16 protein-coding genes and 2 pseudogenes are annotated in these 24,071 nt (G+C 59.0%); 13 read left to right on the top strand and 5 right to left on the bottom strand.

Features of this window, described 5'->3' with window-relative positions; all coding sequences use genetic code 11:
* Positions 1–3: 3 nt before the first annotated feature.
* From LT948_RS20420 to LT948_RS20410, 3 genes are read right to left on the bottom strand one after another with little or no spacing between them, the layout of a single operon-like run.
* Positions 4–1,248, bottom strand: a complete 1,245-nt coding sequence (locus LT948_RS20420; protein ID WP_033867013.1) for a hypothetical protein — start codon at positions 1,246–1,248, stop codon at positions 4–6.
* The gene (locus LT948_RS20415; RefSeq protein WP_033867014.1) at positions 1,245–1,907 is read right to left on the bottom strand and encodes a hypothetical protein; all 663 of its coding nucleotides are present in this window, start codon (positions 1,905–1,907) and stop codon (positions 1,245–1,247) included. Before LT948_RS20415 ends, LT948_RS20420 begins: the two co-directional genes overlap by 4 nt.
* Positions 1,904–5,623 (bottom strand): ATP-binding protein, encoded by a 3,720-nt coding sequence (locus LT948_RS20410; RefSeq protein ID WP_058176956.1) that lies wholly within the window; start codon positions 5,621–5,623, stop codon positions 1,904–1,906. The genes LT948_RS20415 and LT948_RS20410 overlap by 4 nt, the downstream gene beginning before the upstream one ends.
* Before the next feature lie 343 nt (positions 5,624–5,966).
* Between LT948_RS20410 and LT948_RS20405 the strand changes: the two genes are divergently transcribed.
* The gene (locus LT948_RS20405; protein WP_033867015.1) at positions 5,967–6,842 is read left to right on the top strand and encodes a WYL domain-containing protein; all 876 of its coding nucleotides are present in this window, start codon (positions 5,967–5,969) and stop codon (positions 6,840–6,842) included.
* Here the strand turns inward: LT948_RS20405 and LT948_RS20400 are convergent.
* The gene (locus tag LT948_RS20400; RefSeq protein WP_058150871.1) at positions 6,836–7,894 is read right to left on the bottom strand and encodes a hypothetical protein; all 1,059 of its coding nucleotides are present in this window, start codon (positions 7,892–7,894) and stop codon (positions 6,836–6,838) included. The genes LT948_RS20405 and LT948_RS20400 overlap by 7 nt on opposite strands.
* Positions 7,895–8,564: 670 nt before the next feature.
* Between LT948_RS20400 and LT948_RS20395 the strand changes: the two genes are divergently transcribed.
* The 9 genes and pseudogenes from LT948_RS20395 to LT948_RS20350 all read left to right on the top strand — a co-directional run bounded on the left by LT948_RS20395 (position 8,565) and on the right by LT948_RS20350 (position 21,089).
* Positions 8,565–11,279 carry a PD-(D/E)XK nuclease family protein gene (locus tag LT948_RS20395; RefSeq protein WP_224031595.1) on the top strand — a complete coding sequence of 905 codons (2,715 nt, stop codon included), beginning with the start codon at positions 8,565–8,567 and terminating at the stop codon, positions 11,277–11,279.
* Positions 11,276–14,452, top strand: coding sequence for a UvrD-helicase domain-containing protein (locus LT948_RS20390; RefSeq protein ID WP_033866973.1), 3,177 nt, complete (start codon positions 11,276–11,278; stop codon positions 14,450–14,452). Before LT948_RS20395 ends, LT948_RS20390 begins: the two co-directional genes overlap by 4 nt.
* Before the next feature lie 54 nt (positions 14,453–14,506).
* Positions 14,507–15,718 carry a phospholipase D family protein gene (locus LT948_RS20385; RefSeq protein WP_033866972.1) on the top strand — a complete coding sequence of 404 codons (1,212 nt, stop codon included), beginning with the start codon at positions 14,507–14,509 and terminating at the stop codon, positions 15,716–15,718.
* 139 nt (positions 15,719–15,857) lie between these two features.
* On the top strand, positions 15,858–16,049 hold the full coding sequence (locus tag LT948_RS20380) for a hypothetical protein (RefSeq protein ID WP_124166586.1): 192 nt from the start codon (positions 15,858–15,860) through the stop codon (positions 16,047–16,049).
* A 550-nt stretch (positions 16,050–16,599) separates the two neighbouring features.
* Positions 16,600–17,568: a DUF932 domain-containing protein gene (locus LT948_RS20370; RefSeq protein ID WP_033866971.1), complete on the top strand. Its 969-nt coding sequence runs from the start codon at positions 16,600–16,602 to the stop codon at positions 17,566–17,568.
* A gap of 75 nt (positions 17,569–17,643) precedes the next feature.
* Positions 17,644–18,132, top strand: a pseudogene (locus tag LT948_RS20365) (lambda-exonuclease family protein); the annotation flags it as partial.
* Positions 18,110–19,486 (top strand): IS30-like element ISPa37 family transposase, encoded by a 1,377-nt coding sequence (locus tag LT948_RS20360; RefSeq protein WP_076611796.1) that lies wholly within the window; start codon positions 18,110–18,112, stop codon positions 19,484–19,486. The pseudogene LT948_RS20365 and the gene LT948_RS20360, both read left to right, overlap by 23 nt.
* Positions 19,487–19,497: 11 nt before the next feature.
* Positions 19,498–20,103 (top strand): annotated as a pseudogene (locus LT948_RS20355) (YqaJ viral recombinase family nuclease); the annotation flags it as partial.
* 92 nt (positions 20,104–20,195) lie between these two features.
* Positions 20,196–21,089 carry a recombination directionality factor gene (locus LT948_RS20350; RefSeq protein ID WP_033866968.1) on the top strand — a complete coding sequence of 298 codons (894 nt, stop codon included), beginning with the start codon at positions 20,196–20,198 and terminating at the stop codon, positions 21,087–21,089.
* A gap of 345 nt (positions 21,090–21,434) precedes the next feature.
* Here the strand turns inward: LT948_RS20350 and LT948_RS20345 are convergent, their stop codons facing one another.
* A complete protein-coding gene (locus tag LT948_RS20345; RefSeq protein WP_033866967.1) occupies positions 21,435–21,782 on the bottom strand; it encodes a helix-turn-helix domain-containing protein in 348 nt (115 codons plus the stop codon).
* 175 nt (positions 21,783–21,957) lie between these two features.
* Between LT948_RS20345 and LT948_RS20340 the strand changes: the two genes are divergently transcribed.
* The 3 genes from LT948_RS20340 (at position 21,958) to radC (ending at position 24,060) form a co-directional block, all read left to right on the top strand.
* Entirely contained in the window at positions 21,958–22,971 is a 1,014-nt protein-coding gene (locus LT948_RS20340; protein ID WP_033866965.1) for a hypothetical protein, read from the top strand.
* 7 nt (positions 22,972–22,978) lie between these two features.
* Entirely contained in the window at positions 22,979–23,446 is a 468-nt protein-coding gene (locus tag LT948_RS20335) for a hypothetical protein (protein WP_033866964.1), read from the top strand.
* A 119-nt stretch (positions 23,447–23,565) separates the two neighbouring features.
* On the top strand, positions 23,566–24,060 hold the full coding sequence (gene radC / locus LT948_RS20330) for a RadC family protein (RefSeq protein ID WP_033866962.1): 495 nt from the start codon (positions 23,566–23,568) through the stop codon (positions 24,058–24,060).
* Positions 24,061–24,071: the final 11 nt, after the last annotated feature.

The raw sequence follows: 24,071 nt of genomic DNA, 5'->3' as shown, positions 1-24,071 counted from the left end.
GCGCTATCGCCTCGGTACCCTATCCAGCGTCAAATCCAGGACGCGACGGTTCGCCGAAAACCGACTATGTGGTGCAAGCGTCGGTACAAGGCGGTAGTTCAGTTTCTTACCGTTGGCTTTCGCGAATGCCGCCTGCAACTGGGCATAGCCATCCAGGGCATAGAGCCATATCCCGTCAGGGATGTCGGGATCACCACAGTCTTGCCAGTAAGCGGTAGCCGATTGAGGTTTACCAGTGGCAATCAGCTCCCGAAGCATGGCCTCCAAGTGGGCACGCACGAAGGGCTTTTCCAGCTCCTTTTCCTGATTGGCTCCTGAGGGGACAATTTTCGATTCACGCTCCTGGGCGGCTGCCGCTGGCGCCGCTTTGACCTTCGGTGCCGGCAGTGAGGCTATCAGCAACTCCAGTTGCTCAAGGTTCTCGCCGGCGTGGACGTCGCAGAACGCATTGCCGCCCAGTGAAAGTGGAGCAGCAGCAGCCCAAACCGCAGCATCAAGTCGTTCAAGAAGTGGCTCAAGATCGATTACGCCGCCGGCCTGCAGGTGAGCGTCGACGGCCTGGGCAACCTGGCGCATCTTGCTGCGCTTACGTACTGTCAGACTGAGCCGATCAAGTCGGCCAATCATCTCATCGAGAGCGAAGCGGTTGCGGGACACCGCACCTAGCAGACCGTCGATAAGCTTGCCCCGCAGCGCCCGGTCGCTTCTTGTCAGCTGCAATAGGCCCGTGTGTGTAAACAGGCCCAACTTCTCGTGCAGTCGCTTGAGCCGGTCGATCGCATTTTTGATGTCGCGGATCCTGTCGGTGAGCCGGACGGAGAATCCATATCCTCCCTCAATGAATGCTCTGGTGACGTTCTGCTCGTTTCTCAGGTGCTGCACCACCTGGCGGGTGGTATTGGTGACACGCCGCAGGTGGCGCTCGGTCTCGGCCGGATCGCCAGCTGCCTTGGCGCCATGGTAGGCCTCGCACCCCTCCTCAATGCTGATTAGGATCTCCTTGAGGTCAGGCGCTACGCGATCAAACCCTTGGATAGAAATTTGTGCGCCCACGTCGAGCAGTAGGCCACTGAGATGCAACAGGTCGCTGTCCTCCTCCACCAGGCCTTTGGACATGAGCCACGAGAGGCCCTTGGTCATACGCTCCGGGGGCGTGATGCCTGTTTCGTCGGCCAAGGCCATGGCTTCCAGCAGATCAGCGTTCGCTTTCAGGTGCTCGCCTAGCCTTACCCAGTCTTCTGCCTTCACAGTTCGAGGCCTCTTTGCTCCAACTGAGTCGAAGATGGATCCGGCTCCGGATCCAGGCTTAGGCTGCTGAACTCAGCCACCCAGGCCAGAATCATGTAGAAGTACCCCATCTTGCCAGTGGCCACGTAGTTCGCGGACTCACTACTGCGCTTCACCAGATAACCCGCGTCGGCCAGGGGCCGCAACACCATCGCCAATCGTTCTTTGTTGTCCTTGGCGCTCTTGGACTTGCTGAAGAACTCGTGGCCACTCAGGTCTCGCAGCTGATCCCTGTAGGTGGGATTGTTCTCGATGGCCTCGAGCAGATCCGAAAAGGACACCGTGTCGCCGGGCGCTAGGCACGCATCGGTGCGCCCAGAGCGATTGAAGAGGCGGATGAACTCCAGGCAGGGCTTGAGCTGATCGCGCATCTGCACAAGTTGCATAGCCGCTGCAGCTCTATCCTTGGAGTCAGACAGATCGGCATACCGCGAAAAGTACGTGTCCGGGGCAGTTTCTTCACCGATGGTGCCCAGCTCCCGGCCGAGAGGCGCCAGCGCCGCCCTGACCTCTGCCTCAACACCAGGTGCGCGAAGCTGACGATGGAGCTCTGGATAGGCATATTGGCAGATGAAGCCACCAGAGAGCAGGGTTTCGAGGACATCGCGAATCTCGCTCACGATAGGTACTCCTCTGCAGCCAAAGCCTCATTCAGTTCATCCAGCTCCTCGTGCACGTCCAGGCCGTACTCCTTGACGACGATCGTGCCGGTATCAGCCTGCCTCTCCAGGAAGTAGCGGTTGGTGAACTGCCGAAGCAACTCCGGCGCACCACCTGGGAAGCATGCCAGCATGGAGATTCCCCGCTGGTTGAAGTAGTTGACCAAGGCAACATAGTTCTCCGGCGAAAGCTCCAGAGCCTCATCAATGGGGATCGACATTAGGAAATCAGCGTCTTTACGCAGCAGCTCGAACAGGGAGACGTAGATCATTGCAACGATGATTTTGGTCAGACCGGTGCTGCTGAGCTCAATCAGCTCTGAGTTGTTGGTAGCAATCTTCGTCCGGCCCTGGTCATTGCACGACACACTCACGTCAAAGCACTGCTCCAGGTCAGAGGTGAACTTGCCCTCATTGATCTGCCTGGCCACATTCTCCAGGGCCTCGACGAAGTTTTCGGTAGGCATGACGCCATCCCCCATGGCCTGCCAGCGGCGATAGTGCTGATCGTAGATGGATAGATCAGACCAGAAGGACATTTCTTGGATGCGAGATGTAACCCTGAACTCGAACTGTTTGATCTGGGCAAATGCGCCAAGCACCTCCCGAGCTTTCTGCGTCGCATCTCGACCAAGCTGCTGGATGCTCCGATGCAGCTCCAGTAGCTTGGTACGGCGGTCACATAGCTCATCAGAAAGGTTCTTCGCCTGCATGATGAGCTTCGTCTTCTGGTCAGGATGCGAAACGTCGATGTATTCCTGCAGGCTCGGTGCCGCTTCCAGCCAAGCCAAGTCAGGTTCTGCTGCTGCATTGCTGGCCTGACTAGCGATCTGCTCGATAGCGGCGCCCTGCGGTGTGTGCAGGAGTTGACGTGTCCTGAACTGGGACAGGATCTGGCGATAGGCTTCAGAGGCGGACTTCTGGAGCACTCCACGCTGGCGCGTCAACCTGGTCACATCCTCGTCGATGTCCTGCGCTGCAAATCCGTCTGACAAGGTGCCGGGATCAACAGCGTCGACTTGAGTAAGGCGGTTGAGTACACCGTTGAGCAACCTGGCCTGGGCCTCATCCTGCTGCCCTTCCAGCGTTAGTGCCTTGCGCTGGTCGACAATCTCTCTCAGCCGGGCTTTGACCTCTTCGTTGTAGTCAGCGATCTGCCTGTCTACCCTGGCTACCTGACCTTCCAGGTCAGACATCTCGGCGATTCGTATCGGGAGCTGCGGTAGCACGTTCTCCACCCAGTGGCGGTAGCTCTCGATAATCGATCGCTGATCAGTGATCTCCTTAATTTGTGAGTCAAGCTGGTTTATCTCTTGCTCGAGCCGGCGATTTTCCCTGTCATCAATGCCCTCACTGCGGAGCTTGACCGACTTGTCGTTCTCGATGGTCTGAAGCTCTGCGTTCAGCCCTTCGGTGATTCGCTGCAATGCAGCCTTGTGCCCCTCGGTCAGTCGCACACGCTCTTCAGCAAGGTCCTCACGTGCAGTCTTTTCATTCGTGGTCAGCTCCAGCAAGTACCGTCCGTGAACCGACTTCAGCTGCGTAATACTTCCGTCTTTCTCGGCCAAGGCCCGTTGCGCCTCAGCAGCGCGCGCACCCTGCACTTCGACGTAGGCACTGTGCTCATCCTGCGCTCGTTCGTACAGCGCCTTGCGCTGTTCACGCCGCGATGCGAGTTCAATTCCGGCCTGGCTCTCATCGTTCTGGCACTTGCTCAACCGAGCGGTATGCTTCCGGAAGCGCTCTTCCAGAACACGATTCTGCTTATCCAGGCTCTCAAACTCGGCCTGGATACCCTCAAGCCGGAGCGTCAGCGACGCAATTTCTTGTTCCAGCGCTTCATCGCTGGCGAACGCTGGAACTGATAGCCCTTGAAGCGCCAGCTCAAGTCCATAGAGAGATTGTTGGGGGGACTCCAGCATTGCAGGGTTCAGATCAGTTCGCAGGAGCGTCTCTACCGGAACCAGCCTGGCGATATTGTCTTTCCAGCTTGGATGATTCTTTCGCAGGTACCCAAGCATCGTCTCTGCACCAGCGTTAAGTTGCTCCTTCAGCGCGTCGCGCAGCTTCGCTGTTTCGCTACGCTGCTTATCAAGCCCCTGGAACGCAGACACCAGCCTGGATTGCTCATCCTGCAGGCTCTTTTCCTCTCCACGGACAACTGCTAATTCGGCCTGGAAAGCGGCCAGCAGAGCAGCTTGCTCGTCTATCGCGTGCTGAGCTGCGTCAAGGGCGTCTTGGGAGCTAGGAAGAACCTTCGTTTTCTTCAGGTGCTCAAGCTCGGCTGAGGCGCGAGCAGCGGCGGAGGCTAGCAAATTGCGTTGCTGTTCATGCTCCTCGAGTTCAGTGCGCTGCTCCCTTTCGGTCTCTTCCTTACGACGGCGTAAATCGTCCTCAAGCTCATCCTGCCGCTTCTGGATAGCCTCCAGCGCAAGATTGTGACGAGAGTGAGCCTCCTCTCGCTGCGCTGACGCAGCGTCCTTGGCTTTCTGAGCCCGCGCGTCGTAGACCTGTCGTATGTCTAGGCCCTTAGTGTTGAGCTTGGTCAGGTGATCCTGCTTCAGATCGCGGTGAGCGATCACCTCGCCGAGGTTGTCCGCTCTCGCCAGAAGGTCTGCCATTCCCGCCTGTTCGTACTTTTCCTTGGCCGACTCAATTTTACTTACCGAGTCCGTGGCCTCAGTAAAGTTTGCCTGTAGGTGGCCACGTTTTACCGCCAGCTCCTGGCGCCGAGCGTAGGCGTCATCGTTTATGCGCGTCTCTCGATCAGTAAGCCCACTCAGAGCTTCCATTCGTGCAGCTTCGAACTCGCTCAGCCGAGTCACGATGTGGTTTGCTCGGGCCTTTTGGATACCGAGCTGGCGCATGATTGCCTGGTGGTCAATTCGAAGTTGGGACAGTGACACCACCTTAGGTCTCAACTCGTCCATGAGGAGATAACCAGCTCGGTTCTCCAGCACCTTGTTGAACGGAGCAGCGTTCAGGGTTTCAAGGGTGCGGCCGAGGTCGGAGTTATCCTGTTCGAGGATCTCGGCCATAGTGGTCTTCATGGTGTCGAACGTACCGGCGCTGGCCAGGAGCGCGAGCGCCACGTTGTCGATACCGTTGAAGTCAGTCCGCTTTGGCGCCAGCGAGAACGAGGGACGGAGGGCCAGAACCAGCTTTCGCTTATGGGGATCCGTCAGCTTCTCCATGTGGGAGTAGCCGCTGTTGAACTGGATGATGTGCCGGTAGTGAATGGGCTGAAGCTCAGGACTGCAGTCGATACCTTTCACTGCCAGATGGCGTATCAGTTCCCCTGCCCTGACCAGCTCGCCGGACTCATAGTCTCGGTAAAGCAGGTCTGGCCCCCAGGCGCGTGCCACGAGGCGATAGGCGTAGCTGTCACCACTGCGGTGCATGATCGCGCACCGCGGCGCATTCATGGAGTTGGTGTACTCGAAGACGATATAGCTGGAGGCATTGGGCAGGTACCAGTTAGCAAAGCTTTCCCGGTTACTCCCTGCCTTGACCAACTGCCCAGGCGCCGCCCCATAAAAAACGGGTATGAGCTTCAGGAACGACGACTTACCGATGCCATTTGTACCGTTGACGCTGGTGTTCCCGCTGATCGCTATCTCAGCTTTAGCCCCTGCGCATAGCGAGTCGATAAGAACAATCTTGAGCAACTGAGACATCGTTGATTCCTTTCAGATGGTATCGACACATAGATAGTCGGCTGTTTTTTTTTTGGCGCTAACAAGCGCCAAAGCTACAACAGTCCCTCCCCCGTCAAGCTCTGCAAGGCTTAACCGCTTCACTACGGCGCACTACCTGCCAGTAGACTGCAACAGCCGGCAGCACCACCAGCGACAAACTGCCGCTAGTCACCATCCACGACAACCCAATCATGCTTTGACACCCCCTGTATCCGCCAGCTCAGAAGGAGGTTTGGATGACAGCGCCAAGGTATGTAAATCTAGACGACGCATCTAGAGTGTTTACGTGTACAGGTAAAGTTTTCGAGCAGATGGAGAGGCCATGAAGCGCAAGCAATCAATCGAGTCCGTACGCTGGGATCTGGCGTTGCGCTACCGCCTGATTGAGACGGTGGCCTGGTGGGAAGGCCGTCTGACCACAAATCACCTGATTCAGAGCTTCGGCATCAGCCGCCAACAGGCGTCGAAAGACATCAACTCCTACATCACCGATTACGCGCCGAAGAATCTTGAATACGACAAGCATCTAAAGGGGTATGTACCCAGCAGGCACTTCAAGCCGCTGTTCATCGATGACAGCGCCAGCGCCTATCTGCACCTGCTCAACCAGAACCATGACCGTGCCCCGCATATCGAGGGACTAGCATTGGCCTATGCGCACACCGAGGTGCTGCAGGTGCCGGATCGCACGGTTCGCCCGGAACTACTGCGCCCGCTTCTTCGGGCCTGCCGCGAAGGGCTACGCCTGGAGTGTGAGTACGTGTCCTTTACTACGCCGGATGCAGAGACACGCTTGATCGCTCCGCATACGCTGATTTACACCGGCATGCGCTGGCACGTACGCGCTTACTGCGAGAAGAATCGCGATTATCGGGACTTCGTATTGAGTCGCTTCCGCGGCGTGCCCGAGTTAATGGACGACGGAACGGAACACACCCGCGAGCACGATCAAGGTTGGAGCACTGAGGTGCAGGTAATCATTGCGCCGGACTCGCGCCTGAAACCCGAGCAACAAGCCATCATCGAAACAGACTACGGCATGCGCGATGGGCGTCTGATTATCGAGACCCGCGGCTCGCTGGTTCAGTACGTGCTGCAGCGCTATCAGATCGACACGACCAAAGTGCATACCAAGCCAACAGCACAGCAGATTGTGGTGGAGAACTTGGATGCGTTACAGGGGTGGCTTTATCACTGAGCCCTGGGCTTAACCAATATGAGGTCGCTCTCATCTACACCATCGCGAAGGTATAGCTCCGGTGTGGACTCTTCTGAAATGCCTTCCAGCATCAGCGCATTCTTGGCTTGCTTGAAAGCGGTCGGAATTGAGCAGCCGAAGCCAATAGCTGAGTAAAACTGCGCTGAAAACACGCGGGCAGCTTCGTCGCCAATCGACTGATTCATGCCAATTGCCGCATCAACATACTGCGTACATGCGGCCGCTTGGTTAAATGAGTGGCACGTATTAAAAAACACCAACCGAACCGAGTCATAGAGTTCGAAAGTAGCGACAATGCTCGCCATCGGCACAAATGCAGCGTCACCATTTCGATCCTGCAAAACGAGCTCATCCTGATCGCTGCCATGTCCACTAAAATGCACAATCGTGGGCTTTAGCTCGTTCATGTACTGCAAGATATCTCCTGGACGTAGCGCCCATCTCGACTCGAGCTTAACCGCATCACGATGATCTGAAAGTCGAATTTTTTGGTGAATCTCTCGGACTTCTTCATCCAGCAGTAACCTGCGATCAGAGGCTGTCGCTGGATCGGTCGCGAAGAACGCAACCTTAATTTCTTCGGGCAACGCAGCCAACTTATCAATCCGTGCTGCAGCCTGCCGGTGCAGAGAATCATGCGTTTTTAGGCTGGATTCAACCTCTCGGAATTGCCTTGCCTGCACCTCCTGCAACTTTTTCTGCTCCGCATTTCTTTTCTTCAGCACCTTCGCTTCTTCGCTTTCTAAACGCTGCTCAGCTGTCGCTAGTTTTTTCTGCTCTGCAGCAATTTTCTTCTCCAGCTTGGCAACCTCAACCAAATGCTTAGATTGCAAATCAGCATATCGGCTTGCTTCTTTAAGCTTGGAAGTAGCTGTAGATAATTGCTTCGTTTTGCTGGCAGCAATTCCAGCGGCATGAGACTTTTTCCCAGCATCAGCCGCCTTTTGGGACTCCCTAGCCTTCAGGCTGGCTAGCTTTGCCAAGGCATCACGAGCGCTGGCAACCTGACGACGATACGTATCAACACTCATAGTGTTCCTCCCTACAATTCAAAAGCAGCGCAACAGTTAAACCTACCCAGTAGATGGTGTATCCGCAGATAGGCCTGTAGGAAAACCAACTCACGCAGCCAAGCAAGTTGGAATCGAGGGTATCAGTCTATCTGTCCGCCATAAGCCAAACGAGCCAACCCCAGCATCAGGATCAAAGTAACTATCAAGAAAAGTTGTTTAATCAGCGAAGTTAACGTGATCATAGGTGGTTCCTTCAGTTCTGCTGAGACAACCATAAACCTCGCTAACCTAATAGGCGATACGTAAACTTTTGAACTGTAAACATTCGGCACATAATTCCGCCACGCAGCAGAAAGGTTACGGGCTCGTCGAGTTTCATCTGATCGAGATGAACCTCATACATCTCCGCAGGCTGACGCTAGCGGGTCACCCCACATCAGTTTCTAGAGCCCCCTCCAGCGCTTCCAGCGCAGGCTCCAAACGGGATGTCTCCCGTGGGACGGAGGGGCACTGTTCCCGAGCGATAACTTTCCCGCACAAAGCGCAGCAGAGCTCCGGCGTCTGCGTTTGACATCTCCAGAATGATCGACCTCATCTCCCCACTCCATAAAATGCAACGGCCTGAAAAGCTCTGCTACGGGCAGGCAGAAGCCTTGAGCAACTAGCGGCAATATGCCGTTGTACGTAGATGGTTACTGTCGATTACCCTTGTCGACTCGAAGCAGATGAACAAGACGCAATAGAACGCCTGCATTCGATTGCCTTCAGGGGAGTCAACTTCAGCATGCACGTCACTTTTGGCCTGTTCCTGGACGCCCGCCAGGGTCCGTCTCCGACAAACTTCTTCAACGCCCCAGTAGTCGGCCGCCTCGGCTTCCTGTCCCTGCTGGAAACCTACCTCGGTCTGAGCGCGCCGGAAGCGTCCACGGCCAAACGCGTGGCGGTCTACTCCGGCCTGCTTCGAGCCCATGACAACGACTCGCGCTTCTACAGTGAATCCCTGAAGGCCGACAGCATCGGTACGGCCGCGCGCCTACTGGCCTGGCGAGACGAGTGGCGACTCGGCGGCTGGGACGGCAGCGCACAGCAAACACACCCTTTGCGGCTCCAGGAGCTTGCCGCCATCGAGCAAGCGGCCTTCGAAGCGCTGCCGCCTGGAGAGGCCGAGCGCTTGCACCTGGTGATGCAAGCTCTACGCGAGTCCGGCCCCGGCCCCATCAAGACAGTTGCCCTGGTTGACCCGCCCGAGGACTTCCCGCTCCTCTGGCAACTAGTACTCGACCGCTTGCCTGCAGTGAAGGTCCGCCTTCCTGAACCACAGGGCGAAGGCCAACTCCGTGCGTTGCAAGAGCGAGCCATGACCGTCCTGGCCGGCGGCGCTGCAGGCAGTTTGGCCGCGCCGACTGATGGGAGCGTCTTGCTGGTGCACGCCCTCACGGCCACGACCGCCGAAAACTGGTTGAGCGCACAACACTCGCACGCGCCCGGCGACCGTCTGGTCCTGGCCGAAGACGCCGGCGACTCGCTGGACGTATCGCTGTCCGCAACAGGCGGGGTCAACTGTGGGTTCGAGCGCCCGAATCAGCTTCGTCCAGCGCTTCAGGCATTACCCCTTGCCGTGGAGATGTGCTGGGCACCTCTCGACATCAACCGACTGCTGGACTTCTTGACCCACCCGGTCGGCCCGTTCAGCCGTCGCGCGAGAAGCACGCTCGCCCGCGCTGTCGCCAAACAGCCCGGGATTGGCGGCGAGGCCTGGACTGCGGCTAAGGCCAAGCTCGCCGCGGGTGACGACACCCAGGAAATCGCAGATGAAATTGCCTTCTGGCTGGAATCCGAACGCTGGTCTCGCACCAACGGAGTACCCATCGATGCACTCATCGCTCGGGTCGACCGGCTGAAGGAAGCGATGCGGCGTCGCCTCACAGGTGAATCCGCCGACGTGGCGAGCTTTTCGGCGGCGCATCGCCAATGTGCGGCCGTCCATGACGCACTGACCGAGCTGGCTCGGCAAGGCCTGACCAGCGTGCTGCCTCGGCAAATCGAGCAGTTGGTCGCCCACGCCACAGCTGCCGGGGCAACCAACCCCGCCGCGGTGCCCCATGTAGGCTGCATGCGTTCGGCGAGCACGGCAGCCGCGTGCGTCGAAGCAGCCGACGAGGTTGTCTGGTGGATGCCGTCCACGCCTGTTCTGCCCTCCCCTCTGCCCTGGTCCCCCTCGGAGGTGGAGGCTCTCACTCAGCAGGGTGTCCAGCTGCGAGACCCGTCGCGCGAGCTCGTGTCGTTAGCACAGCAGTGGCTGCGGCCACTACTTGCCGCGAGGAAAAGATTTGTTCTCGTCTGCCCACCCCCTCATGCAGAAGTGCATCCGATTCGCCAGCTTCTGAAGAAGCTCGTACCGCACATCGAATCTGCCGCGTTCGACCTGGACACCGCCCTTGGCTCCACACTTCTCGGGACAATGGCCGAAGTACTTCCGCCTCAGCAACTTCCCGCGACCCCAAGGCAAATCCAACTCCCGAATCCTGTGCCGCTCGGGGACTCCGCGCAGTCGTTCACCACGCTCAACGAACTCTTCAGCGACCCCGCCCTCTTCGTCCTGAAGCGGGTGGCTGACCTGGAGCCCAGCTCCGTCCTGGCGGTGGAGGAAGACAACCGCCTGCTGGGCATCCTTGCGCACCGTGTGTTCGAGAAGCTCTTCGCTCACACCGATGCCTTGACCTGGTCGAACCACGCTGCAGTCGCCTGGTTCCACACTGAGGTCGACATGCTCCTGCAGACCGAGGGCGCAGTACTGCTCATGCAGGGCGCAGGTGTGAGCCAGCAGCACTTCCGCAAGGTCTGCGAAGGAGCCATCTGCAGTCTCCTCGACCACCTGAGGTCCGCTGGCGCAATACAGGTGCAAACTGAAGTCGAGTTCGCCGGAACCCTGGGTGCAATCCCGCTGGTTGGCAAGATTGACCTCCTTGTCACGCTTGGCGACAAGCGAACTGTCGCCTTGGACATGAAGTGGCGAAGCGACAACTACTACGCAGGCTTGCTTCGCTCCGGCGAGCACTTGCAGCTGGCGCTCTACTCCAGCCTCATCGAACAAAAGAAAGGTGTCGCACCCTCCGCGCTTGGCTACTTCATCCTGGAAAGCGGCGCACTGTTCGTCACCGCTGCAGACGCCTTTCCTAAAGCGCAGGTCAGAAGGCCGCCAGACGGCGTAACCATCGCAACCCTATTGGAGCGCGCACGCGCCACCTGGAACTGGCGCAAGCAGCAGCTAGACGCCGGAATCATCGACGTCGTTCCGGAAGGCCCACCCGACGAGTTCCAAGGCCCTGACGGAACCCTTCCGATCAATGGCCCAAGTAAATGGGACCGTGACCACCTCGTTTTGCTGGGAGGCTGGCAATGATGTGCAACATCGAGTTCATCAGCGCAGGCGCCGGCAGCGGCAAGACCTACAAGCTGACCGAAACGCTCGCCCAAGCGCTCGAGTCCGGCGCAGCGCGGCCTCAAGCCATCCTGGCCACAACCTTCACGGTGAAGGCCGCCACCGAGCTGCGCGAACGCGCCCGCTCCTGGCTTCTTGAGAAGGGACGCATCGACCTGGCTACAGCCATCGGCCAGGCCCGCTTGGGTACCGTCAACAGCGTCTGCGGCCAGATGCTCAAGCGGTTCTGCTTCGAGCTTGGTCTGTCTCCCGACCAGACTGTCCTGAGCGAAGGTCAATCCAAGCGACTGCTCAAAGCCACCCTAGCCGAGTCAATGGACGCCTCCGCACAAGCGGAACTGGTTCGGCTTACCGAGCGGTTTGGCATCGAGCAGGCCGACTGGTCCAAGACTGTCGAGACCGTCGTCAAGGCCGCACTCGACAACGACATAGCGCCAGCGGCGCTTCGCGCAATGGGTGCCCAGAACGCGGACGCGATGCTTGCGAACTGGCCTGCCCCAAGCACAGGTCAGGATCCGACCGTGGCACTGGCGGCCGCGCTGGGCGAAGCGCACCAGAAGGTAGCTGCCTATGTCGAACAACAACAGGCTGCCGGTGCCAAAGTTGCGGACAACCTCCTTAAGGGACTCGAAGGGCTGCAGAAACTGGACCGGCTCTTCCGTGAAGGCCGCTGGTGCTGGCCCGACTGGCTTGGCGCGGCCGGGATTGACGCAGGCGCCAAGGTCAGGGACATCCTGGTACCAGTCAAGGCCGCTGCTCAGGCCCACGAGGCTCACCCAGCCTTTCATGCCGAGGTCCGTCGGTACCTTGACCTGGTGTTCAACCTGGCAGCCGACGTTCTCGACGCCTACGAGCAGGCCAAGAAGGCCCTGGGCGCCGTTGACTTCAGCGACCAAGAGGTGCTGCTACTGCGTGCACTGAGGACAAAACCAACCGTCCGCGAAGCCTTGTCGGCAGAGCTGGACCTCATCATGGTCGATGAGTTCCAGGACACCAGCCCTCTTCAGCTGGCGCTCTTCGTAGAGTTGGCCAAGCTCGCCAAGCGGTCGGTCTGGGTCGGCGACCCCAAGCAGGCCATCTACGGGTTCCGCGGAACGGACGCGAACCTCATTGCCGGCGTCCTCGGCGCCCTCAAGGACTGGGGCGGAACCATTGGGAAGGCCTTGGACATCTCCAGGCGTTCCATCGATAGCCTCGTCTCGCTCACCAACGGCGTGTTCGGCTCTGCGTTCGAGCCCGACCTAACGCCCGCGCAGGTGCAATTGCAGCCGCTGCGGAAGGACATCCCGGACCAGGCCGCTCTCCTGAACTGGAACTTCGAGAGCAGCCGAAACGACGCGGACTACTTGGGCCTTGGGCAGGCCGTCCGCGAGTTGCTGGGATCCGGGGTCAAGGTCGAAGACAAGGAAACCAAGGAGCTCCGTCCGATTCAGGCGGGCGATGTCGGAGTGCTGTGTCGCTACAACGAGCAGGTCGAGTTTGCCGTCACGTCGCTCACACGCTGGGGTATCCCGTCGGCCAGCCCGCGTTCTGGCCTGTTGGGGACTGCCGAAGCCATCTATGTAATGGCCTGCCTGAGGCGCATGAACGACCCGACCGACACGGTCGCGACGGCACTGGTTCTCACCCTGACTGAGGGTACTCCGATCGAGACATGGCTCCAAGACAGACTGCAGCACCTTGCCACCGATGGTGCAAAGTCCTACGAGTGGAAGATAAAGGGCGACAGCGCCCATCCGCTGTTGGCCCGATTGGAAGAGCTGCGTCCAACGCTCAATGCAATGACACCACAGGAAGCACTGCGACTTGCCGCTGCCGAATCCCAGGTTGCGCGCTTAGTTGGCCAATGGTCTGCCTCCCCTCATGAAGGCCGTAACCGACTGGCCAATGTCGAGGCGCTGGTCGAGTTCGGCAAGACATTCGAGGACGAGAGTGTTGCCGCGAAGCAGCCGGCGACTGTCAGCGGCATGCTTCGATGGCTGGACGAGCTCGCCAGCGAAGAGGACGACAATCGGGCCACGTCATCAGATAACTCCGTCTCGGTCCTCACGTATCACGGCGCCAAGGGCCTGGAGTGGCCAGTCGCCGTGCTGACAAGCCTAGATGCGACGGCACGCAGTTCACTTTGGAGCGTCCGCGCCAGGACTGTTGGAGGCTTCGAGCCGCAGCAGCCACTTGCCAACCGCTTCGTCCACTGCTGGCTGAAGACTTGGGGCAAACGGTCCCAACCCCAGGCTGCCCTCAACGCTGAGGCCAGCGCCACTGGTCAAGCCATGCAGGCCGAAGCCCTGGCGGAGAACAAGCGCCTGCTCTATGTCGGCCTGACTCGCGCACGCGATATGAACGTCGCAGTGTCGTTCATTCGTCCTCGCGGACCGGGGCGCGCTTGGGTTGGCGAGATTCAAGGCGCAGTCGCGCTGTTGTTCGGCGACTCAGGAGCTGTGGCGCTTCCGGACGGCCGGCAGCTCTCCAGGCAGTCAAAGTCTTGGAGCAAGGACGACTGTGCTGTGGAGCCACCTGCCAAGGCATCTGAGGACTGCCACTGGTTCACCCCTCGCCCACGCGTGCAGGCCGAGCCGTTGTGGCATCGACCGAGTTCTGCCTCAGGCGGCACGTTCAAGGTCGTCGAGACCGACGCCGTAGGCGTCAGGCTGAGCTTGGCAGGCAAGCCCGACATGGCGTCGCTGGGCTCGGCGCTCCACCTGTGCATTGCGCGCGCCGCGGTTCTTGGTAGCGTCCCGGCCCCAGACATCGAACGCATCCTGAAGACCTGGGCTGTGGCTCATTCTGTGGACACGGATGCCGTTTGCTTCCAGGTCGAAGCGTTCCTGGCTTGGATAGCCAAGCGCTGGCCTGGCTGTCCCGTTCACGTCGAAGTGCCCATCGAAGCGGATGGCCCGAAAGGCACGCGAATCCGTGGCCGCATCGACCTGTTGGTGGAGGAGCCAAATGGCTGGATTCTGCTGGACCACAAGTCGAACCCCGGCGTTGCTGCCAGAGACGAGGACTTGGTGGCCGAGCATGGCCCACAGATAGAGTCCTATGGTCATGCGCTTCTCCGCGCGACCGGCAAACCCGTGAGCCAGCGATGGCTGTACCTGCCGGTCGCTGCGCGAGCAGTTCGCCTGTCCTGACGTCCCCAGCAGCGCGCCAGACGTAGTTCAACAGAAACACGAGGAGAAGCAGGGATGGATGTGAAGTTCCTGTCAGCTTCGCAGACGCAGGCAACTCTCATAGAGCTGGTCGATAGCTGCGAGTCGATGCAATGGGCAGTGGCCTGGGCTACCGAGAACGCGGTCTTCGAGGCAGCGATGAAAAACAGCTCGAAGTTCGAGCAGTTCGTCGTCGGCACTCACATGTTCCAGACGCAGCCCGAGGTTCTTGATCGGGCAGCAAGGCTAGCGGCCGCAGCCGTCGTTCCACCTACTGGCGACCTGTTCCATCCGAAGGTCTACATGTTTCGCAACGGGCGACGCATCCGCTGTGTAGTCGGTAGTCCAAATCTCACGAACGCCGCTATGAGCCGTAACGTCGAGGCAAGCGTTCTGCTGGATGGCTCTTCAAACGATGCGGCGCTAGCAGAGCTCAGTCGCTTCGTCGCAGACGCGTGGAGGGGCGCGGAAGACATCTCGCACGAGTTTATCTATCGGTACCGCCACCAATACGCAGCCAAGGCGGCAGCACGAGAGGAACTGACTAAGTTCGCTGACGTTCGGCCACCTTCTAAGCCGAATACCAAGCGCGCGCCACATGACATGAGCTGGGCGGACTACCTCGTGCAGGTCCGAAGCTCATCACACCCGTCTGCGCACCTGTTCAAGGAGCGCTTGGGAGTCTTGGCAAAGGCACGCGCCCTTTTCGCGACTGGCATACCCTACGCGAAGTGGAGCGAGGACGACCGCAAGCTGGTCGCCGGCACTCTCGGGCGCAAGAAGTCCCAGCAGCCAGGCGTGGACTACGGGCTTTTCGGGAGCATGGGCGCAAGCGGGACGTTCGCGAACCTAGTCATCGAAGCCCCCATAGGTCTCTCCGACGCCCTCGATTTCATCCCGTTGATGGGCGCGGTCACGCAGGACGACTACGACCGCTATGGCAAAGCGTTCATAGCAGCCTTCGACCAGAACGGGCGAGTCGGCGGACTGCCGACCGCGACCAGGCTCTTGGCGATGAAGCGGCCTGACACGTTCGTGTGCATCGATTCGGCCAATCGAAAGGACTTATGCGAGAACTTCGGTGTCAGCCCGAGCACAACGAATCTGGAGAATTATTGGCAGCGCATCATCGAGCCGATGCACGGCGATGCGTGGTGGAGGCATCCGCAGCCGAGCAATGCGGCTGACGCCGAAATCTGGCTGGGGCGCGCAGCGCTCCTGGACGCCATCTACTACACACCCCGCTGAGCATGCTTTTCTTCGACATCCAGCGAACACAGAACACTTCCATCGCTCCGGAAATCCGCAACAACTGATCGACAGATACGTCTCAGCGCAAGCGAACTCCACCCTTCAAGCATTGCAGTATTTATGAAACCGCATGCGAATGCACCAGTCAGATCCTGCACAGCAGGCACTGCTGGTCGTTGAAAACACGCCAACGCTTACGCTCGGCGAATACGCACAGATAGTCGGCCGTCTGGCGGAAGTACTGGGGTGTGAAGTCGCCCCAGTGCTTCATCTCACGGATCTGCATGAAGGGTGCAAAATGAAACTGCTGATGTTTTCTCCGCAGTGACGAGCCCCACTACTGACTGCAGCGGCCAGATATAACGAAATTTCAGACCTGAATCATTTAAGGGAAGACGGGTGCGTATTGCCCTCTTCAGCCCTTCCCTTTTCAGGAGTCTGAACGATGTCGATTAACTGCCCTTCCTGTAACTCTGCGCGCGTCACAGCGCGCAACCATGCCCGCAAAATCGGTGGTGCAGCCGGTGCTGTAGGTGGAGCCGCGACCGGCGCGGCGAGCGCTGCCGCCGGCGCACAAAGTGGTGCTGCCCTGGGCGCAGTCGCGGGCCCCATCGGAGCGGCCTTGGGTGGCCTGGCTGGTGCCATTCTAGGCGGCTTGGCTGGCGGCGCAGTAGGCAGCCTCGCCGGTGCACGCATGGGTGAAGAAATCGATGCCCGCGTGCTCGATAACTTCGAGTGCCACGCCTGCGGCCACGTCTTTTCCCTCGACCAGTAGCCCTCCTACAAGGCGCGCGACGCGTCTTCATTCAATCCGATTCCCACCCACCCGGCACTCGGACTGCCGGTTGATAGCCAGTCCCTCTGGCAAGGAGATCTTTATGGCTCATCAAATCGAGCAAATGGCCTACGTCGGAGCCACCCCTTGGCACGGCCTAGGTAATCAACTCACGCAAAAGCAGCCCCTGGAAGTCTGGCAGCGCGAAGCCGGTATGGACTGGCAGATCTTGGAAAGCCCCGTGCATTTCAAGTCAGACGCGATCGGCCATCTCGGCACGATCCACTCGTTCCCCGAGCAGAAGGTATTGTTCCGTTCGGATACCAAGGCGCCGCTGTCGGTGGTCTCCAAGCGCTACCACACCGTGCAACCCCGCGAAGTGCTGGAGTTCTACAGGGACCTGACCGAGGTCTCCGGCTACGAGCTGGAAACCGCCGGCGTGCTCAAGGGCGGGCGCAAGTTCTGGGCGCTGGCACGTACCGGGCAAGGCTTCGCGCTCAAGGGCAACGACCAGGTCAACGGTTACCTGCTGTTGGCGACGTCCTGCGACGGCACCCTGGCCACCACGGCAACGCCTACCACCGTGCGCGTGGTATGCAACAACACCCTGACCATCGCCCTGGACGGAACCAGTCGCGCGATCAAGGTGCCGCACAACACTCGCTTCGATCCCCAAGCGGTGAAAAAGCAGCTCGGTATCGCCGTCTCGCAATGGGACGACTTCATGTACCGCATGCGCGCGCTGGCCAAGCGTAAGGTGCAATGGCATGAGGCACTGGGCTTCTTCATGAACGTCATGTGCGAGACCAGCCCGACCGGTGCGCTCCCCGAACAACTGCCCAACGAGCGCGCCCTGCGCAAGGTACAGGAACTGTATGAAGGTCGTGGTCGTGGCAGCCAGCTGGACTCGGCCCGCGGCACCGCCTGGGGCCTGCTCAATGCCGTCACCGAGTACGTCGACCACGAGCGCCGTGCACGTAGCAACGAGTACCGCATGGACTCGGCCTGGTTCGGCCAAGGGGCGCAGATCAAGCAGCGCGCCTTGAATGCCGCGCTGCTGCTCGCCGCTTAAGCCTCTATCACATCAACCCTCGCGCCCGGTCAGCCCAGTGCTGGCCGGGCGTTTTTATGTCTGCAGGTGAGCATCATGAAAGCAACGTCACTGAACAGCAGCACCCGCAAGAAACGCCCTGCCCTGCGCCTGGTCAGCACCAAGGAACTGCCGCGCGAGGACTGGCTGCAAATCCGCAAGCAAGGTATCGGTAGTTCGGATGCAGCGGCAGCAGTCGGCCTCAATCCCTACAAATCGCAGCTGGAACTGTGGCTGGAGAAAACCGGCCGCGACACCAAAGTGCCGAAGACCGATCCGCATGACGAGGAAAGCCCAGCCTACTGGGGCAACGTACTCGAGCCTATCGTGGCCTGGCACTACAGCAAACGCACAAAGAACCGCGTGCGGCGCATCAACGCCGTGCTCCAGCATCCGGATCCGGAAATGTCCTGGATGTTGGCCAACATCGACCGTGAGGTGATCGGCGCTAACGAGGTGGATTCAACCGGTCGTTGCAACACCTTTGATCGTGGAGGTGTTTATGGGGCGACCTGCAGGGTGGATGCAGGAGTTGACGGGGCGAGGGGCAATGCGCTCGCCAGGTGCCCCGTCACTTCGCCGAGAGATCGAGCGGCTATTTTGGGAACAGATCGCAACCGGGATCACAAGCGAAAGGGCAGCAGAGGCTATTAGCGTATCGTCAGCGGTAGGCACACGCTGGTTCCGTCATCGCGGCGGAATGCCATTATTCATGTCGAACCACATATCAGGAAGGTACTTGTCGTTCGCTGAGCGAGAAGAGATCGGGCTGCTCCGGGCGCAAAGTGTTGGTGTGCGTGAGATTGCTCGCCGTCTTGGACGAAGTCCGTCGACCATTTCACGGGAGCTGACTCGTAACGCAGCAACTCGTAGCGGCCGGCTCGAGTATCGCGCTTCAGTCGCGCAGTGGAAGGCGGAATTGGTTGCCAAGAGACCGAAGCCGGCGAGATTGGTGACCAACCCGCAACTGCGCCATTACGTGCAAGAGCGCTTGGAAGGCAAGGTTCATAACGCTAATGGCCGTGAGATTGCCGGTCCTCTACAGGCACCATTCAAGGGACGAAATAAACCACATCGTGGTGACCGTAAATGGGTCAATGGTTGGTCACCCGAACAGATTGCCAACCGGCTGCAAATCGACTTCCCGGATGACAAGTCCATGCGTATTTCTCACGAAGCCATATATCAGGCTCTCTACATTCAAGGGCGAGGCGCTCTCAAGCATGAACTGGTGAGTTGCCTGCGTACTGGGCGGGCGTTGCGCGTACCAAGAGCCAGGGCGCAGGCCAAAGCATGGGCACATGTCAGCGAGGATGTCATGATTTCCAGCCGTCCTGCTGAGGTGGAGGATCGTGCCTTACCAGGGCATTGGGAGGGTGATCTGATCATTGGCCTGAACCGATCCGCCATCGGGACGCTGGTCGAGCGCTCAAGCCGATTTACCATGCTCGTTCATCTGCCTCGCGAGGAAGGTTACGGGCTGACTCCCCGGACGAAGAACGGCCCCGCTCTTGCTGGCTACGGTGCTGTCACCATGACCAATGCATTGAAGAGGGCCGTGACTGGCTTACCCGTTCAGCTGTGGCGATCATTGACTTGGGATCGTGGAAAGGAGTTATCGGATCACGTCCGCTTTACCATTGAGTCTGGAGTAAAAGTCTTCTTTGCCGACCCTCACAGTCCATGGCAGCGCGGTACGAACGAGAATACAAACGGTCTTCTACGGCAATATTTCCCGAAAGGCACCGACCTGTCTCGTTGGAGTTACCAAGAGATCCAAGCCGTAGCCCATACGCTGAACACTAGACCCAGGAAAACGCTCGGCTGGAAAACACCTGCCGAGGTACTGAACGACTATCTAACATCTATTCAGCAACCCAGTGTTGCGACGGCCGATTGAATCCACCCGATGTGCAGATCCTCGAATGCAAGACCGCTGGCATAAACGGGGCACGCCTCTGGAAAGAAGGCGTGCCCGAGTACGTGCAACTGCAGGTCATGCACCAGCTCGCCGTCACCGGCAAGCAGGCGGCTGATGTGGCTGTACTGCTCGGCGGTCAGACGCTGGAGATTCACCGAATCGAGCGGGACGAGCAGATGATCGCGCGGCTCGTCGATCTGGAGCGCAGGTTCTGGCAGTACGTGGAAACGGACACACCGCCACCGGCCGATGGCTCGGCATCCGCTGAAATGGCCCTACGTTGCCTCTACCCGGAAGACAACGGCCAGGTCGTCGACTTCAGCAGCCATGCCGGACTGACCGCAGCCTTCATCGAGCTGAAAGCCGTTCGCCAGTCGATTGCCGACAAGGAGAAGCGAGAAGCCGAGCTCAAGCAGATGTTGCAGCAAGCCATGGGTGACGCCAGCCGGGCTGAGTTCGCCAGCGGTTACCTCAGTTGGCGCAAGGCCAAAGACAGTCTTGGCTTGGACGTCACTCAGCTACTCAAGGACAAACCTTACCTACAGGCCAAGTACCCGCTGCTGAAGCCCGGCGCGCGGCGCTTCTTGGTCGGCTGAATCCGGCTGTTTCCATCCGTTCCCTCCCCCTTGGCCAGTCCATGCAGTTCGCGCTGCACGGCTGGCCTTTTTTCGTTTCCAGGAGAACATCCATGTTGAAAGGTCTGGCTCTGACGCCCCCAGTGATTGGGCGCATCTCGATCGGCAAGGTCGTCGAGAGAAACGGCAAACGTCTGCCGGAGAAAGACGATCAATTCACCATCACCTCCCAGGTGCAAGGTAAGGATGGCTGGTTACTGCATCCACTAAACGACCAGCTGCGCCAAGGCAAAGAGGACAAGCTGCGCAGCATCCCTATCCGTCTGATGTTCAACGAACCCGAGCTCAACTTCCGCGCCGACTACACCCTGTTCGATCGGCAAACCGGACGCCCGGTTTGTGTGGGCAATGGGGAAACCTGCAAGCGCATCGGCCAGGATGGAATCCAGACACTGCCGTGTCCCTCGCCCGATGCCTGCCCACTGGCCAAAGGGGGCGCCTGCAAGCCGTATGGCCGACTAAACGTGGTTATCGGCGATGAGGATCCGCTTGGCAGCTTTGTGTTCCGTACCACCGGCTTCAACAGCATCCGCACCCTCGCAGCACGCCTGAAATACTTCCAGGCGATCTCAGGCAATCGTCTGGCTTGCCTGGCATTGGAGCTGCGCCTGCGCGGTAAATCCACCCGGCAAAGCCATGGCACGCCAATCTTCTACGTGGACATCACGCTGCGTAGCGGCATGAGTGTGGAGGAGAACCTGCTGGCCGCCAAGCAACTGGATGAGGCCCGTCAAGCGGCCGGCTTCGACCAGCACGCGCTCGATAGCGCCGCGCAGCAAGGGCTGGGCAATGGGGCCTTCGAAGACAACGAAGAGGACAGCGGCGCGATTGTCGATGAGTTCTTCCCGCTCACCGAACCAGCGCCCACCACCAGCGAGCCTTCACCCCCACAACGCACAGCCCTGGCCGCCAAGCTGGAATCGCTCAGCAGCGAAGCGAGGCCCTAAGTCTCAGGAGGTTCTTCATGGAAACACGATGCCTGATTTGCGAGTCGATGCTCGTGGTCACCAAGGCACAGGCGCAAGCCTGCTCCCTGCTGCTGGGAACGCTAGGCGGCTTCCTGGACGGCTGTTCAAAGATGCGCGTGCAGAGCAACATGCACCGAAACCGCGATATCGGCGACATGTTTCAAATGGGTCTAGAACGGCTTACATGCGCCGTAGAAAGCGCAACCTCTGGATGCGCCCAGGGCTGGGAATTTGCCCAGGACATTCAGCGTTTTCACTTCGGGGAATTCGAGTGCCTTTGCCTGCGCTGTGGTGCACGTTTCGACCAGCAGCCTAGCGACACCCTTACGCCTCAGCCAGGCGATCCGCCAACTGCTCGACCAGCCCCAGGATCAACTGACGATCCGCAGGTGAGACCGTAGCCAGCATACGACTGATCCGTTGCGCCTGATCGTCGGTTCGCGGGCTTGCTTCTGTCAGCAGGTCCGCGGCCTCGCACTCAAAGATGGCGGCGAACTCCAGCAACCGAGAAATGTTGGGGATGACGATACCCCGCTCAATGCGGGAAATCGCCTCGCTGCCAATGCCAAGCCGCTCCGCCACATGCTCTTGCGTCATACCGACGCGGACACGCTGCTTGGCAATCGCTCGACCTACAGCTTCGGCCAGGTGCTTCTGATCAATCTCGGACATGTCGCCTCCCATCTCGACCTGGATGGTTGGCTAACCACTTATTGACATGAAGGACTCAAAAAGTTGAACTTCAACCTTTAAAGTCCATAGACAACCTAAACACTCAGGAATCCCCCTGCAGGATGCAGCCCGCTTCAAACCCCTCCCTTTCATTTTCAAACCATTCGAGGATCACATGAACCTGCGAACGATCATTCTCGCGCCGCTTCTGCCCCTGGCGCTGGCCGGCTGCAACGAAGCCATCGATACCGTCAAGAACGGTCGAATGAAAATCAACGAGCAATACACCGTCGACCAGGCGTTCAGCAATCGGAGCATCTGCGACAGTGTCGATTGGGACGTCATTACCGATGACAGAGACAGAGAGCTTGTTCAGTACAAGTGCCGTATCACCGGCATCGAGTCGTACTACGAACAGGAAAAACAACGTATCCGGGAGAACTTGCTGAGCGGCTTCGACATGCAACGAAGTGCTGCCCAAGTCCACCTTGAACCAGCGCGCATGGAGGTGGAAGCCGCCGAGAACGCACTGAATAAACCGAGGCCGACCAACAACGCCACCTTAAACAGTGATCGGCTCACCGACCTTCTGGCCAGGGAGGAGTTGCTCTCCGAAAACGCCCCCTCACGCTCGCTTCAAAACTACTCCGGCAGCCCAGAGGTTGCGTCAGCTGCACAGCGTTACTTCTTGAGCTACGTGCGAGACCCGGCCTCCCCTCAGTTCGCTGCGCACAAGCAGAACGAACAGGAGCTGCTTCGGGCCATGGCAACTGAACGCGAAAAGGTTCAAGCCCAGATTGCTGAGGAACGTGCTCGCCTGAGCGAGGTCCAGAACGCTCGCGGGCAAGAATCGGTGGCTCACGCTCAGCAGCGCCTGAACCGGGCAACGGAGCTTTATGAAAACCTGCAGAACTCCGTTGCTGCCAAGCTTGAGGAGCTGGATGCCCAGCACGCCGTCAAGCTGGAGCAATTGGACAATGCCGCCACCATAGAATCAGTTGCCGAAATCTTTGAGTGGGTCGTCAAGGATGACGAAATCGAACTCGTGTGGTCGGGGCTGGAGGGTACTTACAGCGACGGGCAGATCAAGAGGTTTGGCCACATCGATCGGCTCAGCAGCCTTCAGGACGTCTACCGCAATAACGTGAAGACCTATTCCGACCTACGCCAAAAAGCGCCGCTGCTGTAGGTGTCCCATGAAGCGACTGACTGCACTTGTTCCGATATTGCTGCTGGCGACCTCGATCAACGTCCAGGCCAATTCCTACTGTGATTCCAGGCGGTCTACCCAAGAGGTTGAGATCTGCTATCGGCAATCCCTGACGGCGCTCAAACGAGCTGTCGACAAGGGCTTCAATAAAATCATGAACAGTCGTCACTACAGCGAAGCAACCAAGCAGCGTGTTCAGGAGGAGCAACACGTTTGGGAGCAGAGCGTCCAGACCAACTGCCAGAACTACGCTTGTGTTGAATATCAGTTCCAGGGCCGGCTGCTTCAGCTGGGTCGAATGAAAGCAGATCCAGCCCCCTCCGCAATGGATGCCGAAGCGTGCCTGGATGCCTGGATCGCTGCCTATCGCCAAGATGAAGGAGACGAAGTCGCGATCACCCACGACCAAATCACCGAGTGGCAGCAATGGTGTAGCGAAGGCCGCTTGCCCTGATGCCCCACTGACACAGCTGACCGGTATTTCAGGTCAGCTGATCCCCCTCAAACCGCCAGATCACTCGATGGTCCGGCGGTTTTTTTATGCCCCTACAAACACAGCCGTATGGAGGTCCTATGACTGCCAAATTCAAGGCCGGCGAGTCCGCTGGCACCTACATCGCCGATGCACCGGTGACCGAAGCCGATATCGTGGAAATGGCTCAACATCTGGCCAGCAAGCGGCTGCGTAAAGGCCAGGCCTTGCATCAACCCAAGGAGGTCTTTGGCTACCTGCAGCTCCTGCTGCAGGACTATGAGCATGAGGTATTTGCACTGCTACTGCTGGACAGCAAACACCGTGTCATTCGATTTGAGGAGCTGTTTCGCGGCACCCTGGACAGTGCCAGTGTCTATCCCCGCGAAGTCGTCAAAGTAGCGCTGGAACACAATGCAGCAGCAATAGTGTTGGTGCATAACCACCCTTCCGGTGATCCGGAGCCAAGCCATGCAGACCGTGTCCTGACCAGCAGGCTCAAGCACGCACTCGAAATGGTGGGCGTACGCACGCTCGACCACATCATCGTGGGGGCTGAAGGCTGCGTATCGCTCGCCGAACAGGGATATCTGTGAAACCGTGCGGG

The sequence above is a fragment of the Pseudomonas sp. CP-1 genome, from assembly GCF_021213715.1.
Classification (GTDB): Bacteria; Pseudomonadota; Gammaproteobacteria; order Pseudomonadales; family Pseudomonadaceae; genus Pseudomonas; species Pseudomonas aeruginosa.
This window is presented reverse-complemented; position numbering and strand designations above follow the sequence as displayed.

Excerpts from the sequence above, each read along its gene's own strand:
- LT948_RS20410 (WP_058176956.1), bottom strand. The coding sequence starts at position 5,623 with ATGTCTCAGTTGCTCAAGATTGTTCTTATCGACTCGCTATGCGCAGGG.
- LT948_RS20405 (WP_033867015.1), top strand. The coding sequence starts at position 5,967 with ATGAAGCGCAAGCAATCAATCGAGTCCGTACGCTGGGATCTGGCGTTG.
- LT948_RS20400 (WP_058150871.1), bottom strand. The coding sequence starts at position 7,894 with ATGAGTGTTGATACGTATCGTCGTCAGGTTGCCAGCGCTCGTGATGCC.
- LT948_RS20395 (WP_224031595.1), top strand. The coding sequence starts at position 8,565 with ATGGTTACTGTCGATTACCCTTGTCGACTCGAAGCAGATGAACAAGAC.
- LT948_RS20390 (WP_033866973.1), top strand. The coding sequence starts at position 11,276 with ATGATGTGCAACATCGAGTTCATCAGCGCAGGCGCCGGCAGCGGCAAG.
- LT948_RS20385 (WP_033866972.1), top strand. The coding sequence starts at position 14,507 with ATGGATGTGAAGTTCCTGTCAGCTTCGCAGACGCAGGCAACTCTCATA.
- LT948_RS20380 (WP_124166586.1), top strand. The coding sequence starts at position 15,858 with ATGCACCAGTCAGATCCTGCACAGCAGGCACTGCTGGTCGTTGAAAAC.
- LT948_RS20370 (WP_033866971.1), top strand. The coding sequence starts at position 16,600 with ATGGCTCATCAAATCGAGCAAATGGCCTACGTCGGAGCCACCCCTTGG.
- LT948_RS20360 (WP_076611796.1), top strand. The coding sequence starts at position 18,110 with ATGCAGGAGTTGACGGGGCGAGGGGCAATGCGCTCGCCAGGTGCCCCG.
- LT948_RS20350 (WP_033866968.1), top strand. The coding sequence starts at position 20,196 with ATGTTGAAAGGTCTGGCTCTGACGCCCCCAGTGATTGGGCGCATCTCG.
- LT948_RS20345 (WP_033866967.1), bottom strand. The coding sequence starts at position 21,782 with ATGTCCGAGATTGATCAGAAGCACCTGGCCGAAGCTGTAGGTCGAGCG.
- LT948_RS20340 (WP_033866965.1), top strand. The coding sequence starts at position 21,958 with ATGAACCTGCGAACGATCATTCTCGCGCCGCTTCTGCCCCTGGCGCTG.
- LT948_RS20335 (WP_033866964.1), top strand. The coding sequence starts at position 22,979 with ATGAAGCGACTGACTGCACTTGTTCCGATATTGCTGCTGGCGACCTCG.
- radC (WP_033866962.1), top strand. The coding sequence starts at position 23,566 with ATGACTGCCAAATTCAAGGCCGGCGAGTCCGCTGGCACCTACATCGCC.